17 protein-coding genes are annotated in these 13,943 nt (G+C 56.2%); 6 read left to right on the forward strand and 11 right to left on the reverse strand.

Features of this window, described 5'->3' with window-relative positions; genetic code table 11:
- From WC598_RS05315 to WC598_RS05325, 3 genes are all read right to left on the reverse strand, one after another.
- Nucleotides 1-585, reverse strand: coding sequence for a V-type ATP synthase subunit E (locus WC598_RS05315; RefSeq protein WP_372960439.1), 585 nt, complete (start codon nt 583-585; stop codon nt 1-3).
- Nucleotides 586-669: 84 nt separating this feature from the next.
- Nucleotides 670-888: an ATPase gene (locus WC598_RS05320; protein ID WP_372960440.1), complete on the reverse strand. Its 219-nt coding sequence runs from the start codon at nt 886-888 to the stop codon at nt 670-672.
- Nucleotides 889-990: 102 nt separating this feature from the next.
- Entirely contained in the window at nt 991-1,335 is a 345-nt protein-coding gene (locus WC598_RS05325) for a hypothetical protein (protein WP_372960441.1), read from the reverse strand.
- Between the two features lie 170 nt (nt 1,336-1,505).
- On the opposite strand from WC598_RS05325, the gene WC598_RS05330 reads away from it, so the two are divergent.
- On the forward strand, nt 1,506-1,835 hold the full coding sequence (locus WC598_RS05330; RefSeq protein WP_372960442.1) for a hypothetical protein: 330 nt from the start codon (nt 1,506-1,508) through the stop codon (nt 1,833-1,835).
- Between the two features lie 98 nt (nt 1,836-1,933).
- On the opposite strand, the gene WC598_RS05335 is transcribed toward WC598_RS05330, so the two are convergent.
- From WC598_RS05335 to WC598_RS05365, 7 genes are all read right to left on the reverse strand, one after another.
- Nucleotides 1,934-3,043, reverse strand: coding sequence for a PEGA domain-containing protein (locus WC598_RS05335; RefSeq protein WP_372960443.1), 1,110 nt, complete (start codon nt 3,041-3,043; stop codon nt 1,934-1,936).
- A 211-nt stretch (nt 3,044-3,254) separates the two neighbouring features.
- Nucleotides 3,255-4,421 (reverse strand): aconitase X, encoded by a 1,167-nt coding sequence (locus WC598_RS05340; protein ID WP_372960444.1) that lies wholly within the window; start codon nt 4,419-4,421, stop codon nt 3,255-3,257.
- 5 nt (nt 4,422-4,426) lie between these two features.
- Nucleotides 4,427-5,662, reverse strand: coding sequence for a UbiD family decarboxylase (locus WC598_RS05345; protein WP_372960445.1), 1,236 nt, complete (start codon nt 5,660-5,662; stop codon nt 4,427-4,429).
- Nucleotides 5,655-6,209 carry a UbiX family flavin prenyltransferase gene (locus WC598_RS05350; RefSeq protein ID WP_372960446.1) on the reverse strand — a complete coding sequence of 185 codons (555 nt, stop codon included), beginning with the start codon at nt 6,207-6,209 and terminating at the stop codon, nt 5,655-5,657. The genes WC598_RS05345 and WC598_RS05350 overlap by 8 nt, the downstream gene beginning before the upstream one ends.
- 85 nt (nt 6,210-6,294) lie before the next feature.
- Entirely contained in the window at nt 6,295-6,741 is a 447-nt protein-coding gene (locus tag WC598_RS05355; protein ID WP_372960447.1) for a hypothetical protein, read from the reverse strand.
- 20 nt (nt 6,742-6,761) lie between these two features.
- Nucleotides 6,762-7,241: a hypothetical protein gene (locus WC598_RS05360; protein ID WP_372960448.1), complete on the reverse strand. Its 480-nt coding sequence runs from the start codon at nt 7,239-7,241 to the stop codon at nt 6,762-6,764.
- 130 nt (nt 7,242-7,371) lie between these two features.
- Nucleotides 7,372-8,577: an HD domain-containing protein gene (locus WC598_RS05365; RefSeq protein ID WP_372960449.1), complete on the reverse strand. Its 1,206-nt coding sequence runs from the start codon at nt 8,575-8,577 to the stop codon at nt 7,372-7,374.
- A 39-nt stretch (nt 8,578-8,616) separates the two neighbouring features.
- Here WC598_RS05365 and cofD point away from each other — a divergent pair, with 39 nt between their 5' ends.
- The 5 genes from cofD (at nt 8,617) to WC598_RS05390 (ending at nt 13,127) form a co-directional block, all read left to right on the forward strand.
- Nucleotides 8,617-9,519 carry a 2-phospho-L-lactate transferase gene (gene cofD / locus WC598_RS05370; protein WP_372960450.1) on the forward strand — a complete coding sequence of 301 codons (903 nt, stop codon included), beginning with the start codon at nt 8,617-8,619 and terminating at the stop codon, nt 9,517-9,519.
- A gap of 77 nt (nt 9,520-9,596) precedes the next feature.
- Nucleotides 9,597-10,514, forward strand: a complete 918-nt coding sequence (locus WC598_RS05375) for a PEGA domain-containing protein (RefSeq protein ID WP_372960451.1) — start codon at nt 9,597-9,599, stop codon at nt 10,512-10,514.
- 133 nt (nt 10,515-10,647) lie between these two features.
- Nucleotides 10,648-11,835 (forward strand): HEAT repeat domain-containing protein, encoded by a 1,188-nt coding sequence (locus tag WC598_RS05380; protein WP_372960452.1) that lies wholly within the window; start codon nt 10,648-10,650, stop codon nt 11,833-11,835.
- Between the two features lie 352 nt (nt 11,836-12,187).
- Complete coding sequence (locus WC598_RS05385; RefSeq protein ID WP_372960453.1) at nt 12,188-12,625, forward strand: hypothetical protein; 438 nt, start codon at nt 12,188-12,190, stop codon at nt 12,623-12,625.
- Between the two features lie 67 nt (nt 12,626-12,692).
- Nucleotides 12,693-13,127, forward strand: a complete 435-nt coding sequence (locus WC598_RS05390; protein ID WP_372960454.1) for a nucleoside deaminase — start codon at nt 12,693-12,695, stop codon at nt 13,125-13,127.
- A gap of 89 nt (nt 13,128-13,216) precedes the next feature.
- Here the strand turns inward: WC598_RS05390 and WC598_RS05395 are convergent, their stop codons facing one another.
- Entirely contained in the window at nt 13,217-13,882 is a 666-nt protein-coding gene (locus tag WC598_RS05395) for a flavodoxin family protein (protein ID WP_372960455.1), read from the reverse strand.
- Nucleotides 13,883-13,943: the final 61 nt, after the last annotated feature.

The following is a 13,943-nucleotide window of genomic DNA, read 5'->3' on the forward strand; positions in this document are numbered from 1 at the left end:
TCACTCACCGGACAGTATGGCGTATATCTCGAGTTTCCGGCTCTCGTCTGTCCGTTCGAGACGGGACTCGATCGTGTTGGAAAGGGTGACAAGCCCGTCCGGCGAACTCACAACAAGACCTCCGGCACATTCCAGATCGGGGTGGATCTCGCACCGGATGCCCATTGCTGCGAGCGTTTTTTTGGAGAGCTCAAGATCCCGCTTGTCAACGTGGACGATGAAGGAGACTTCCCCCATTGCACTGACCGCTTCCGTGGCAAGCCGCTCGAATACCTTTGGGTATTCCGGATCCTCACGGAGTAACGCGAGCTGCTGTTTCGCCCCGTCAAAGGCTGCCCTGAATGTCTTCTCTCTTCCCTTGAGCTCCTGCTCTTTTATCTCCCCCTTTGCGAGATAGAGCATCTTGTTCCGCTCAGTGAGAGCGGACCGTTCTGATTCCCGTATCGCAGTCTGCTGGATCTCTTCTGCCTGCTTTTTTGCCTTTGCACGGATCTCTTCTGCCTGTTTTTGTGCCTTGGAGCGAAGCTCCCGCTCCCGCTCCCCTGCACTCTCCTCAACGGATCTCAAGAGATTTTCGTAGGCCATGACCAAACCTCATCCTGCCCTGAACCGCTCACCTGATCGGTCACGGATGCCACCCTGCTTTCGGTGTTCTTCCGGTTCTCCTTGTCACTTGACCATCAGGATGATCATCGCGGCAACAACGAACCCGAGGATGACCAGCGTTTCGGGGATCGCCTCCAGGATGATGATGGATCCAACCGTTTCCGGTCGCTCGGCTATGGCACCTGCCCCGGCAGAACCGATGCGGGACTGTGCCCACCCGGTGCCAATGGCTCCGGCGGCAAATGCAATTGCAGCCCCAATAGGAACTTCCCAACCAACCATCTCACTACCTCCTAATGATACAACCTAACAGGGTGCTTATATATTAACGTATGGGGCATTTCTTACGTGGAATTCACTCATGACCGGATAATTGCGGGCAGATCACGGTTTGTGAGAGGTATTCCGTGAGTGTGAGAGGATCCCATCCACCTCATCGAGGATTTTACAGGGCAGGGCGCGATCCGGAGGACAGGTACCGAGATCGATGATATCCCGGATATCCTGCCGGGTCACCGAGGAGAAGACGTACTGGTCCCACTTTTCCCGGCCAAGGTGAACCCACAGGTCTCCCAGGATCTTGCGAATGTGTGAATAATCCGCATCAGAAAAGGAGTGCCATTCAACTGCCGGGGCACGGCGGATCTTCTCTATGGCACTCTCGATTGCCTGTTCTCGCCGGAGCTGGAACCGCCGCCTCCCGAGAGACTCGTCGCTGGAACGGGACATGGCTGTAATCTATCGGAATTATACCGTTCTTATTTATAGAAGTATCCTTTACCCGGACCAGGGACCAGAAACCCGGGGGTTTCCATCCCGGAAAATCCGGGTAGGCACCCACAAAGTATATGGCTGCACAGCGGGATTCACTCATCATCCTGAAATCGGGGGAGAGACAGATGCCGGAAGTTACTCAGGCCGAAATAGGCAGGAGACTGTACCATGTCCACCGTGAAAAGACCGTGGAGGGTTCGATCAAGCTCATGCAGCAGGGAATCGGAGCGGAGTGGAAAATGTTCTCAGAGGCAGAGGCAGGCCTCCTCCTGCACCTGCTCCAGTGCACCTGGAATACCATTGACCAGAAGGTCTGGGACAGGATCCCGTTTTCGAAAATAACCGCGGGCGAAATCCGGCAGATCCTGTCATTTGGCGAAGGAGTCGGGCCGGGTATAAACCCGGCACCGGAAGCGGTTGCAGAGATCAGGAAGATCCTGCTCAAAAAGGCCTGACTTTTTTGCGCAACGAAAAACCGAACCTTTTTTAGAGAAATGACAGATCTGTGAATAGCTCTTCTGGAAATGTTTCCTGAAAAGGGAATTACAAAAAGTTATGCTTCCTTTCTCACAAGGAAGAGTGCTCCGCAGATCCCAACCGCAATAATGACCGGGATCCAGCCGGCTGCGGATTTCGTGGGCTGGGGTCCTGAAGAGGCCTGGTTTGCCTGAGAGCCGTACGAGAGCGTGCCCGAGCCATCCACCGTGCTGCCGCCAACAACATTCACCGGTTTTACCAGGTCCTGGTACCCGTTCATGCGCAGTGTCACAGTGTGGCTTCCCTCCGGGATGTTCGGCAGGGTCAGAGGCGTGATGCCCTTATAGGCATTGTCGAGATAGATGTTTGCACCGGACGGGGACGAATAGATCAGGATCTGGCCGGTGGTATCGCGTGCCGGGCCCGCCACAACCGGTACCAGCGCTGCATGAATATCGTTAACTATGCCGGCCTGCACGAGGGCAGACATGGTATACGGCTGATAATCCTGCGTCACAATGCGCAGGTTGTAGGTTCCCGGGGAGAGCTGCGTGATGTACATGACATCCGGAAACGCCGGGGTATTGCCCTTGTAGGCGTTATCGAGATAGACCGAGGCTCCACCGGGGTTTGAGTCGATCTGGAGTGACCCGTACTCGGGTTTCGCCGGATACGGGTTGAAAACTGCATTATAATACCACGTTGACCCGGTGGTTATCGGGAAAGTATCCGTAACATCATAATAGCCGGGTTTCTTCACCACCAGGTTATGGGTTCCCGGCCAGAGATTCCCGATCACCATCGGTGCATTTCCATAGTAAGAGCCGTCAACGTAGACAGCCCCGCCGCTCGGTTCCGACTTGATGTCCAGGTACCCCGGCGTGGGAGAGTTTTTGACAAGATTGGCATTTACAACAAGGGTGCCGTCGGTGAGGTAATCGGTTTCGGAAAAGGTCTGGTACCCGTCCATGTAAACCTGAACGGTGTGCCAGCCGGTGCCGATATTGTCAAATGTTGCCGGTGTCGTGTCATACCAGAAACCGTCAACGTTGACGCTGGCACCGGTTGGAGATGAGTAGATCTGATACCCTGCCGGTGATGCTGCTGCCGGTGTGAATATGGCAATGCAGGCAAGGAGCAGGCCTGCCAGTACCATAAAAGAGGTCTTCTTTAACGTATGTTCCATAGGATTGCATGGATGATAAACCGTAAATAATGTTTCGAGATAATTCCCACCGGATAAAAAAACGGCCGCACTGGGAGGACACGACAGGGTAAACCTGTTGATGATACCTGCGATCTGAACGTTATCCAAACAACGTTCATTCATCACCGTTCATGAGAGAGATCCTTAAAAAAGGGGGCTCAAGGGAGAATGCGGGAAGTGTTTCAGGCCGTTACTCTGTTGCCACTTTCACGCAATCCTCAATGGTCCCGATCCGGGCAACCGCGGCGCACATATCCGGCACGTAGGCGAGCGCCTTGCCGCTGTTCACCATGATGGCGGAGTACTGCTCCATAACGGGCGAGACCACCATGCAGGTGTCGGCGAAGACCCGGGCACCGCTCTTCTCGATCGCGTCCACAGTCCGCTGGTTTTTACCGATTACTCCCTGAGCGGCGAAGACGTAGAAAGGCTTCAGGACGAGTTTTCCTTTCAGGAGCCGGGCGATCTCTTCAAGTTCCCGGGGGGAACAGTGCGGGCAGCCAACGGCAACGACATCAACCGGCATGTGCCGGAACAATGCCTCGATCTCGTCCGTCTCTACAGTAATGACTTCAAGACCGGAGAGATCGAACGGAACTTTCACCGCTTCGGGGGTCACGCCTTCGACATGGTAAAGAGCAACAGCCCCGGTTGCCGCCATCGCGGCCCCGAGCCCTTTGAGCTGGTCGGGATGAGCTGCTTCGAGCCCGGAGAAGAACGGGATGCGGTTGCCCACCAGTTTGCCGGTATGGTACCCAAGGGCCCCGAAATGTGCTATACTCCAGTCGCGGGTGTCGGCCTGCACGCGGACGATCACCTGCGGCTTCCGGTGCTCATCGAGGTGGAAACCATAGCAGGGTGTCTTGCCGATAATAGCTGCTGCAAGGGCACCGGGCCCGCCCTCGCGGTTTGTCCGGGCACCGATAACCGAGTTCGCGTAGCTGACCGCGGAGGATTCCGACCAGGCAAGGTGGTCGCCATAGGAGGTCTCGCGGAGGTAATAGGGTGTGCAGGTGCATTCAAGGCCTATGCCCAGCCGCTCGTACGCGGCAACCACCGCATTCTGGTTCCGGGCAAAGTCCTCGCTGATACCCATCTCCTGCCACCGGCCCCGGGGCATACCGATGGGGTTCAGCACCGCCGGGACAACGGCTTTGGCATCGAGCGTGGAGAGCCACGCAAGGCCGTACTCGCCAATCGTCTTGTAGGACGCCCCGCTGACCTGGGCGCTCCGGATCGGGACGAGCTTCTCGGCCCCGAAGACCTTCCCCAGGGCTACGAGCAGTTCCAGCATCTTCTGCCGGGTCTCGCCCAGTTCCCCGGCAAGGACTTGTTCGTCTTCAGGATCAAGATACATCAGGTTCACCACGTTGCCCGCGAGAAGTCGGCCTCGCGCCCGAGCACCATCGTTGCATCGACCCCGACCTTGACATTCGTACCGTCTTCGAGCTGGCACGGGTCGAGCGAGGAACCCCGTACACCGGTAATGACCATGATGTCCCGGTCACCGGTCACCCGGGTTGCAATGGCGTACTCGACTTCGTGGGGATTGCAGGGGTCTATGTCCTCGTCCACCACGACAACATGCTTGAGCGAGGTGTGGGCGGCAAACGCTGCCATGATGGCGTTCTTGGCATCGCCCTGCGTGCTCTTCCTGATCTGGACAACCGCGTGGAGATACCCGCAGCCTCCCTTCGTCAGCACGACATTTTTCACGACCGTGACACCGGCAACCGCCTTAAAGATCTTCGGCTCGTAGGGTGCGCCCATCAGCATCTTGTGCTCGTCACCGCCGGGCAGGATCCCGTGGTAGATGAAGTCCGGCTTCGTGTACATGCCGGTAAACTCGATGACATGCTGCATCCGGATCGGGTCATAGGTACCGGTGATGTCGACAAACGGGCCCTCCTCGGTGAGTTCCGCCGTGATGAAGCCTTCGAGCACGATCTCGGCATCAGGAACGAGTACACCGTTGCTGCATCGCTTCACGTTCAGTTCCCCGCCCATCAGTTCGGCAGCGAAGGGGAGCTCCATCCCCGTAGGGACCCGGGTGCAGCTCGCAAACGTTACGGCCGGGTGTGTACCTATAGTCACTGCTATGGGGAGTTTCTCGCCCTTTGCCAGGGCATTTTTAAGCATCACGTGGGTGTGACGCCCCTCAACAAGACGTGCCGCAACGCGGTGATCGTCAAGCACCTGCATCCGGTGGATCGAGGCGTTCTCCACGCCATCCCAGCGGGAGAAGACAATCGCAGACGTGAGGTACTTCCCGGCATCTTTGGGGAAGTGGTGCATGATCGGGATCTTCGAGAGATCGGGCTTCTGCATAGGAAGAGTGCCAGATTCAGTGACGGTCCCGTCGAACTTTGCATCCGCGAGCGTCTTAACAAATTTCGCCTCTTCAATCCCGAGCGCAAGGGAGAGAGAGGTCCGGCTTGCGGTAAGGTTCATCACTGCGCGGTGACCTTCAAGATTGTGGAAGAAGAGGAGTTTTTCGGTTCCTGCCGCCATCTTCGCAGCCTGCATATCCACCGACACCGGTTCCCGTACATCGACAACGAGACCGGCCTTTCGCATTGTTTCAATAAATTCACGCATCGTAACCACTCCAGCGCTGACTGATATCGTGTTCCACGTCGAGATGATCGAGCACCCGGGCAACCACCATGTCCACGAGATCATCGATCGTCTCTGGCTTATGGTAGAAACCGGGGCTTGCCGGCATGATGGTTGCGCCGGCCTCCTCAGCGGCAAGCATGTTTTTAAGATGGATCTTCGAGAGCGGCATCTCACGGGTGACGAGAATGCATGTGCGGCGTTCCTTGAGGCAGACATCCGCAGTCCGGGTGATCAGGTTGTCCGCATAACCGGAAGCTATCGCCGCGAGCGTCTTGGCACTGCACGGGATCACGACCATCCCATCATATTTGTGCGATCCGCTCGCGATAGAGGCAAAGAGCTTGTCGTTCCGGTGATAGGTGGCGTTGAACCCTTCAAGCGACACGCCTTCGTGGGCTGCGATCTTTGCTGCAACATCCGAGATGATGATATGGACATCGGCATCCCGGCACAGCACTTCCAGCAGGCGGCGGGCATAGCAGGCCCCGCTTGCTCCCGTCACCCCGACTACATACTCCTTTTTCATGCTTTCCTCGCGCTCTCCTGTGATACCAATGTCGGAGCGGGGACAAAAAGAGTTTGTGCCGGGCGTTCCGGCAGGGTGTGAGAGGTTACTTGTTTTTCATCGGGGCAAAAAAACGGTACCGGACCTGCGATTCCTCGACTTTCCTTGCATGCGAGGGGTTGAGATCGCGGCGCGCCTCGATCACGAGGGTATTGAGGATGTTGTGGAGCCGGAGGGTGTCGTAATCCTTGTCCTTGTGCTCGTTTAAGAAGTCGAGGAGATCATTGGTGCTTTTGAGCACGCCGGTGCTCCCGATCAGGTTGAGCCGGTTTAAGGTTAAGGCAAGGTTCTTCTTTGCGATATCCATCTTGTACGGATCGCCACCGGAAAGGTTGAGTTCGGTGATCGCGTTGAGCAGGTCGGTATAAACCTTGAGCTTGTGGGTGCTCTCGTGCATCCTCCGCTCAGCACTGCGGAGTTTTATAAGGGTGACTGCCACAATGAGGATCACCACTACAACGCCGCAGGTTACTACAATCCAGTCTTCGATCATGTCATTTCACCACATTTAGACTACGGATTCCGCTTTGCCACGGTAAACCATACTTTTACTTGATTTCCTTTCATAGTAATCTTATAGGGTCCCTGATTATACATCGGGATCATCTGTTTCTCGGTAAAAGAGAAATTTCCCCCGTACCCGAAAGAATCGGTCTTTTTTGAGTTGGTGTTGGTCACATCCATCGTGAACCAGGAGTTGTTTAAGCTCTCATTGTTCAGGGATAATACTTTCAAGTCGATTCCCCAGGCCGGGTTATCCACCATGAAAGACCGTTCTATCCCGGCGGTCTTATTGCTGAAGATGTACCCGTAGGGCTCATTGAAATAAACGTCCCCGAGCGAGAAGGAAGGTTGGGAGGCCGTAGTAGTTGTCGCCGCGGCAGTGACCGGGGTTGTGGTGGGGGTAACGAGAGGTAATGGACTCTGGGTACATCCGGCGATGAAAACGCCTGCAAGAACCAGCACGAGAAGGACAAGCCCACACCTTTTCATGAGAGAGTGTTTGAGCGCAGGATATATTTTTTTATGGTATTTGTCCTGCCCAAAGAACGGCGGATGGATACGGGGCTGCAACGGATAATAAGGGATCAAATCTCTGCAAAGATCCCAAGTAAGAGCCGGTTTAAAAGAGAGTATCCTGCCGGGTGGGTTTTTTGAGATGGAGTACCTCGGTTCCTGCCTCGGCTACGATCTCCCGGTGCCGGGGGAGGGTATAGACCCCGAGGCGCCACTGATCCCGCCGGGTTTCATTCAGGGTCCGGGCCCGGGGTGAGATCTCCTCAAGGCTGACCACGGCATCCCGGTTCTTGACCCGGACCCCAAGCGAGATCTCCCGGGGAATTGATGGGATGTCCACAAGCACTTCCTGCGGCAGGATACCGGCTTTGTGCGCGATCTCGTCCGCATACTCCCGGCATTTCTCGATAGAAACACCGGCATGGAAGACCGGGGTATTCACCTGGTCGCTGCCGGCATAGAGGGCCCGTTTGTACAGACGGCGTGCGTACAGGTCTCCGGCAAGATCCCGTGCAACGGGGTTTTTCGAGTTCATCAGGGTGTGCAGGCAGGTGGCATCGTCCAGCTGGAGGAGAGAACTCGTTGCATCCGCAGGACCGTTCTTTACGTGTTCGAGCACCGCGAGCTGGAACATGCTTTCAGCGATCCGGCTCACATGATGATAATACACGGCAGGGCGCATAAGCGTCCTTGCGATCAGGAGGGATTCCGCTGCATTGATACCGTTTTCGTCAAGGACCGTGCCTTCGGGAGTCCGGACCAGGTGCCGGATCAGGCGCTGGGCATCCACCATGCCGTAGGGGGCGCCGGTGTAGTAGGCATCCCGGAGGAGGTAGTCCATTCGGTCCACATCGAGATCCCCGTGTATTATCGCAGAGAGCGAATGTTTTCCTTTTACCACGCTGCAGAGTTCCCCGGCATCGATACCCGACAACCGGAGCAGTCCGCCGACACGGTCTTCCACGATCCCGTCGATCTCGTCGTGCGTGCGGTGGAGGAACTCCTCCATGAGAGGCTCGCTCGCGTGGGAGAACGGGCCGTGGCCGATATCGTGGAGGAGGGCTGCAGCGGTGACCAGCCGGCGCTCGTCTTCATCGAGACCGAACCGGCGGCTCGCAAGATCCGCAAGGAACATGGTGCCAAGCGAGTGCTCGAACCGGGTATGGTTGGCACCCGGGTACACAAGGTACGAGAATCCCAGCTGCTTGACGTAGCGGAGACGCTGGAGTGCCGGGGAGTCGAGGAGGGACAGCGTAAAATCCTCGAGTTCCACATACCCGTGGACCGGGTCCTTGATGATCTTCTGATTCACTAAAGAATCTTCATATACATCGCATAAAAGTATTGAGTAATGATCACCTTTCTTTCGGGCGGGACTGGCACCCCGAAACTCCTGCGGGGCATGCAGAAGGTCATGGACAGGCACGAGATCTCGGTAGTGGTCAATACTGCTGAGGATATCTGGATTTCCGGCAATCACATCTCACCTGACATCGACACCGTGATGTACCTGTTTGCCGGCATGCTCAACACCGATACCTGGTGGGGTATAAGGAACGACACATTTACCACCCACGAGGAGATAATGCGGCTGGGCGTTGACGAGTTCATCGCCATCGGCGACCGGGACCGGGCAGTCCAGATTGCGCGGGGCGAGATGTTAAGAAACGGCCTGCGCCTCACGAATGTAACAAGGAGCCTCTGCGATCGCTTCGGGGTCCGGGAGAACGTCCTTCCCATGACCGACACGGAAGTGACCACCCAGGTTGAGACCGATCTCGGCCTGATCCATTTCCAGGAGTACTGGGTGAGAGCCAGGGGCAAGATCGCAATCCAGAAGGTGGTGCGGAGTTTCAGCGAACCGCCGGTTGCCACAGAGGAAGTTCTTCTGGCAATCGACGCGAGCGACGCGGTGGTAATCGGACCCTCAAACCCGATCACGAGCATCCTGCCCATCCTCTCCTGCGATGGGATAAAATCTGCACTCAGGGGGAAGTTTGTGATTGCGGTCAGCCCGTTCATCGGGAATGCGCCGGTGAGCGGCCCCGCCGGGGCACTCATGACGGCAGCGGGCTTTGAACCGAGTTCGATTGGCACCTTCAACTGCTATGACGGGATCCCCGACGTCTTTGTCCAGGATATCCGCGATCCGGTGGAGGTCAGTCATTCGGTCAGGTTCGATACGCTGATGGTTGATGAAGAGAAGAGCGAGGGCCTCGCAAGGGAGATCCTGCGGCTTATCGATATCCGGTAATCTCCGTTACGGCAACGGGTTTGCAAATCTATATATTGCCACGCAATAACGGTTATCGTGAGAGGAAGAAACAAGCGATGATCCGGAAAACCATCCTAATACTTGTCATTTTTTTTGTTTTACTGTCGGGTTGTACCACACCGGAGAAAGTCCCTGAAAAGGGAACCCTCCAGTTCACCTCATCGCCATCCGGCGCACAGGTGTATCTCGATGACCAGTTCCGGGGAAGCACCCCGAGTACGGTTACCGGTATCGAGCCCGGCAACCATAACCTTGAATTCAGGTATCCCGGCTACGACAGCTGGTCAACCGTAATGGCAGTCTCACCGGGCCCGAACAATGTATTTGCCGCGTTGCTTCCCACATCCGTTATCACAACCCCGATTCCGGTTGTTTTGATCACCGCCTCCCCGGCCAAAACACCGGCATCCGTGACGATCCAGGCAAGCCGGGAATCGATGGTAACCGGAGACTCGATACAGTTCTCCGGCACAGCCACGGGGTGCAATCAGGTGCTGCTGACTATCTACGGGCCGGGGTCGTATACAAACGGGGTGAGTCTTACCCAGCAGAATGTCAATTCTGGAGGATCCTGGAGTTATACGTGGAACCCTGGAAAATCGATTATGGCGGGAACCTATACGATGGTCGTGAGCGACCCCTATAAAACCGCATCCGCCAAAGCGCAGTTTTCCGTTATCGGAGGAGGTCTGGTGTCCATCTCACCGAGCAGCTATGCAGTATCCCAGGGAAGCACTATCGGGTTCTCCGGTCTCTGTACAACCGGTTCCCAGAATGTCCAGCTGGTACTCTACGGCCCCGGACAATACTCGGGGGGGGTTGTCCTCGGAACCTTTTCCGTCCAGGCCAACAAAAACTGGAATTTCCAGTATGCTACCGATTTGACCACCCCCACCGGGTACTACACCATCTACGTGTATGATGTTCCCAAAACAACATCCAGTTCAGTCCAGTTCTCCGTGGGTTTCGCGTAGGATGTGACCCGGGTTCATACCCACGAATTCATTTTTTTCCCGTATTGCGGACGCAGGGAACTGCTTTTTTTAAAAAAAGCCTATACGATACCTATTTGAATGAATTATACAAATACTCGTTCAGAGGTTTACCATGAGTATTATAAAAAAATTCCTCAACATGTTCAAATCGGGGAGTGCTGAGGAGGAGGAAGCACGTATCCGTGCACAGAAGGAGCGGTACGAGAACTTCCTCAAAGCCTTAACCGAGGGGGATCTTGATGCCCGCTGGGCAGCAGTCAGGTCTGTCGGGGATCTCGGAGAGCCGTTCATTGAGCCGCTGATCCGGGGACTTAAAGACGAGTACTGGATCATCCGGCGCGGGTCTGCCGATACCCTTGGCAAGATCGGTGCACCCGCCGTTGCACCGCTCATTAACAGTCTGGACAGTCCCGGTGTGGATATCCAGCAGGAGACCATCCGGGCCCTCCAGCTCATAGGGGAACCCTCCGTTGCTCCCCTGGTCCAGGCAACGAAGAACACCCACCCGCTCATCAGGAGAGGAGCCGTCCAGGGTCTGGGTATCATGGGCGAAGAACGGGCAGTTCCGGCCATCATCGAAGCCTTCAAGGATACCGACGCCGGTGTACGGCACGAATGTGCTGTCGCACTCGGACGGATCGGGGATCCCCGGGCGGTAGCTCCCCTGATCGACTGCCTCAATGATCCAAAAGAACAGGTCCGTCTGTCCGCGATGTCAACGCTCTGCTCCCTGGGAGAGCCCGCTATCGAGCCGCTGATCCGTGCACTGGTCAACACCAACGAGGATGTCGGCCGCAGGGCAGGGATTTCCCTCGTGACGATCGGTGAGCCTTCCGTTGAACCCCTCATCCGGTCCATCGGCGACCAGAACCCCGGCATCCGCAGGGGCTCAATCGATGTGCTCGGCCAGATCGGGAATACAAGGGCAATCACACCTATCATCGATGCACTTGATGACCCGGAACGGCTGGTGCGGATTGAGGCGGTAAAAGCCCTTGCTGCACTCGGGGTTCCGGCAATCGCCCCGCTCATGCAGGCCTTCCGGGAAGGAGACACCCGCATGAGAACCGGTGCCATGGAAGCCCTCTGGATGCTCGGGCAGCCCGCGACAACACCCCTTATCATGGTACTCAAGGACGACCAGAGCGATGTGCGGAAGCGTGCCGCCCTCCTCCTCGGCGAGATCGGCGACCAGAAGGCAGTCGATCACTTGACCGGCCTCCTCTCAGACGACAATATTGCAGTCCGGCGCGAAGCCTTCGAAGCGCTCGAAATGATCAAGAAGCGGACGGCTGCATAAAGCGCCTGCTATCAATACCTTTTTTTAACTGTGCTCCGGAAAGCCTGAAAGGATCTTTTTTCAATCAGGCCCTGATGATTTTTTTTAAATCGCGATCAATGGGTGTCAGTAAACCTGCCAACAGTTGGATAATTACCCAACAGTTGGATATTTATCTCACAGCAAATCTTTTTTCCCGGCGTGAGCCGTCCGGCCGATCGGGCAGGGGCCGGTTGAAAAATTTTAAGCAGGGGCTGAGGGGGTGGTTGAAAATTTTTTGCCGGAGATCGATTGCGATCCAAAACCCTGCAATCCCCAGGGGGGCGCAACCTATATCGCGAACCGTTCCCGAAATGGTGTATGAGGGGTTGTCATGCGACAGGTTATCAATCGAAGAAATTATGACCGGGTGCTGTTACGGGCGGGAACTCCCTGCGGATCGGGTACCCGGTATGACACGTATCGCGAGCGACTGGTCAAGTATATCCCGGTTGAGGCGATCGTCATCTATGTTGCCCTCTACGGCAGCACCTATGCGGTCCTGGGTACTGACCCGCTCTTTGCCATTCCTGCCCGGTGGCTGATGATTGCCGGCATCATCTGCACGCCGGTGTATCTCTGGAAAGCCGGGCAGGTCACGGACTGGGTCCAGTTACTGATCTCAACGATCGGGTTTGGCGTATGGGTCTTTGCCCTGGGGGTGGTACCGGTTGCGGATCTTCCCTGGTACAACCCGATCGCCGCCGCGATCTTCCTGCCGGTCTACACGTTCGTTTCGCCACTCATCGACGGTGTACCCGAACGCTTCTGAACGGAACCGGACACGACCGGTAACCCGGGTGGAATCTTCAAATGCAATGACCGTTGATCACTCAACTATGGATCCATTCATGCAGGAGGCCATTGCAGAGGCCAAGAGAGGGCTGGCCGAGGGGGGGATTCCCATAGGTTCGGTCCTGGTGCGGGATAACACCATCATCGGGAGAGGTCACAACCGCCGCGTGCAGGAAGAAGACCCGGTGATTCACGCGGAGATTGACTGCTTCAGGAATGCCGGGCGGATCGGGACGTACCGCGATTCCGTCCTCTACTCAACACTTATGCCCTGCTACCTTTGTGCCGGGGCTGCCGTCCAGTTCGGGATCAAAAAAGTTGTTGCCGGCGAGTCGCGGAACTTTCCCGGCGCACGGGCGTTCATGGAAGAGCATGGCATCGAGGTGATCGATTGTGCCCTTCCCGAATGCATTGAGATGATGCGCACCTTCATTGTAAAAAATCCCCGGCTCTGGAACGAGGATATCGGGGAACTTTGAGGGGCCGGGGGGATGCCTGCACCCGATGACAGCACTCACCCGCAACGAATACCATCCAGGTAATCCTGAACGGAGGGAAAAAGAGGGGATCAGAATTCGCCCAGGCTCTTCCAGTGATCGTACTCGTGCTTCCAGAGATCCTTGTTGAACGAGATGAGACGCTTGAAATATTCCTTGCGCTCGTGGTGGTGCTTCTCCTGGGACGGATCTGCCCATTCCGTCTTTATCGCGTCAGCCAGTTTTCTGCCAAGCTCTTTTGCCTCCTTCTCGGCTCCCACGATTGCACCCGGGTCGGCACCTACAAGCGCAGCGACTCTGCCAACCGTGGTTGCCCCGTAGTTCAGGAGAGCCTGGTTCATGTAATCCGCCACTTCATCCGCGTGTGCACCGCCGGCCGTGCAGACTGCACATCCGTACTTCCCGGAGAATGACTGGCAATGGACAACATCTGCCATCCGGTCGAGCATCGTCTTGAGCTGGGCGGTAACCCCGTTGATGTAATTCGGCGAGCCAAAGACTATGCCATCGGCATCCATCATCTTCTCAAGGAGCAGGGCATAATCATCGTCAATCACACATTCGCCCTTCGCATAGCAGGTGCCACAGGCCGTACAGTACCCGATGTCAAGGCTGCAGAGGTCGATGAATGTGATATCGGCCCCCGATTGCCGGGCGCCTTCGAGAACTCCCATAACCAGACGGCGGGTCTGGCTTTTCTCCCCTTTTGGGCTTGCATTGATACCAAGGATCTTCATACAATTCACCATGTAGTGGTGCGCCCGGTTACCCATAAACGTGTGTGATCAAACCGGATGC

Origin of the sequence: Methanoregula sp., from assembly GCF_041645475.1 — an archaeon.
Classification (GTDB): Archaea; Halobacteriota; Methanomicrobia; order Methanomicrobiales; family Methanospirillaceae; genus Methanoregula.

Bases quoted from the DNA above. Each gene is read 5' to 3' on its own strand.
- cofD (WP_372960450.1), top strand. From the start codon at position 8,617: ATGATCACCTTTCTTTCGGGCGGGACTGGCACCCCGAAACTCCTGCGG.
- WC598_RS05335 (WP_372960443.1), bottom strand. From the start codon at position 3,043: ATGGAACATACGTTAAAGAAGACCTCTTTTATGGTACTGGCAGGCCTG.
- WC598_RS05355 (WP_372960447.1), bottom strand. From the start codon at position 6,741: ATGATCGAAGACTGGATTGTAGTAACCTGCGGCGTTGTAGTGGTGATC.
- WC598_RS05390 (WP_372960454.1), top strand. From the start codon at position 12,693: ATGGATCCATTCATGCAGGAGGCCATTGCAGAGGCCAAGAGAGGGCTG.
- WC598_RS05340 (WP_372960444.1), bottom strand. From the start codon at position 4,421: ATGTATCTTGATCCTGAAGACGAACAAGTCCTTGCCGGGGAACTGGGC.
- WC598_RS05345 (WP_372960445.1), bottom strand. From the start codon at position 5,662: ATGCGTGAATTTATTGAAACAATGCGAAAGGCCGGTCTCGTTGTCGAT.
- WC598_RS05325 (WP_372960441.1), bottom strand. From the start codon at position 1,335: ATGTCCCGTTCCAGCGACGAGTCTCTCGGGAGGCGGCGGTTCCAGCTC.
- WC598_RS05385 (WP_372960453.1), top strand. From the start codon at position 12,188: ATGCGACAGGTTATCAATCGAAGAAATTATGACCGGGTGCTGTTACGG.
- WC598_RS05380 (WP_372960452.1), top strand. From the start codon at position 10,648: ATGAGTATTATAAAAAAATTCCTCAACATGTTCAAATCGGGGAGTGCT.
- WC598_RS05320 (WP_372960440.1), bottom strand. From the start codon at position 888: ATGGTTGGTTGGGAAGTTCCTATTGGGGCTGCAATTGCATTTGCCGCC.
- WC598_RS05330 (WP_372960442.1), top strand. From the start codon at position 1,506: ATGCCGGAAGTTACTCAGGCCGAAATAGGCAGGAGACTGTACCATGTC.
- WC598_RS05375 (WP_372960451.1), top strand. From the start codon at position 9,597: ATGATCCGGAAAACCATCCTAATACTTGTCATTTTTTTTGTTTTACTG.
- WC598_RS05315 (WP_372960439.1), bottom strand. From the start codon at position 585: ATGGCCTACGAAAATCTCTTGAGATCCGTTGAGGAGAGTGCAGGGGAG.
- WC598_RS05350 (WP_372960446.1), bottom strand. From the start codon at position 6,209: ATGAAAAAGGAGTATGTAGTCGGGGTGACGGGAGCAAGCGGGGCCTGC.
- WC598_RS05360 (WP_372960448.1), bottom strand. From the start codon at position 7,241: ATGAAAAGGTGTGGGCTTGTCCTTCTCGTGCTGGTTCTTGCAGGCGTT.
- WC598_RS05395 (WP_372960455.1), bottom strand. From the start codon at position 13,882: ATGAAGATCCTTGGTATCAATGCAAGCCCAAAAGGGGAGAAAAGCCAG.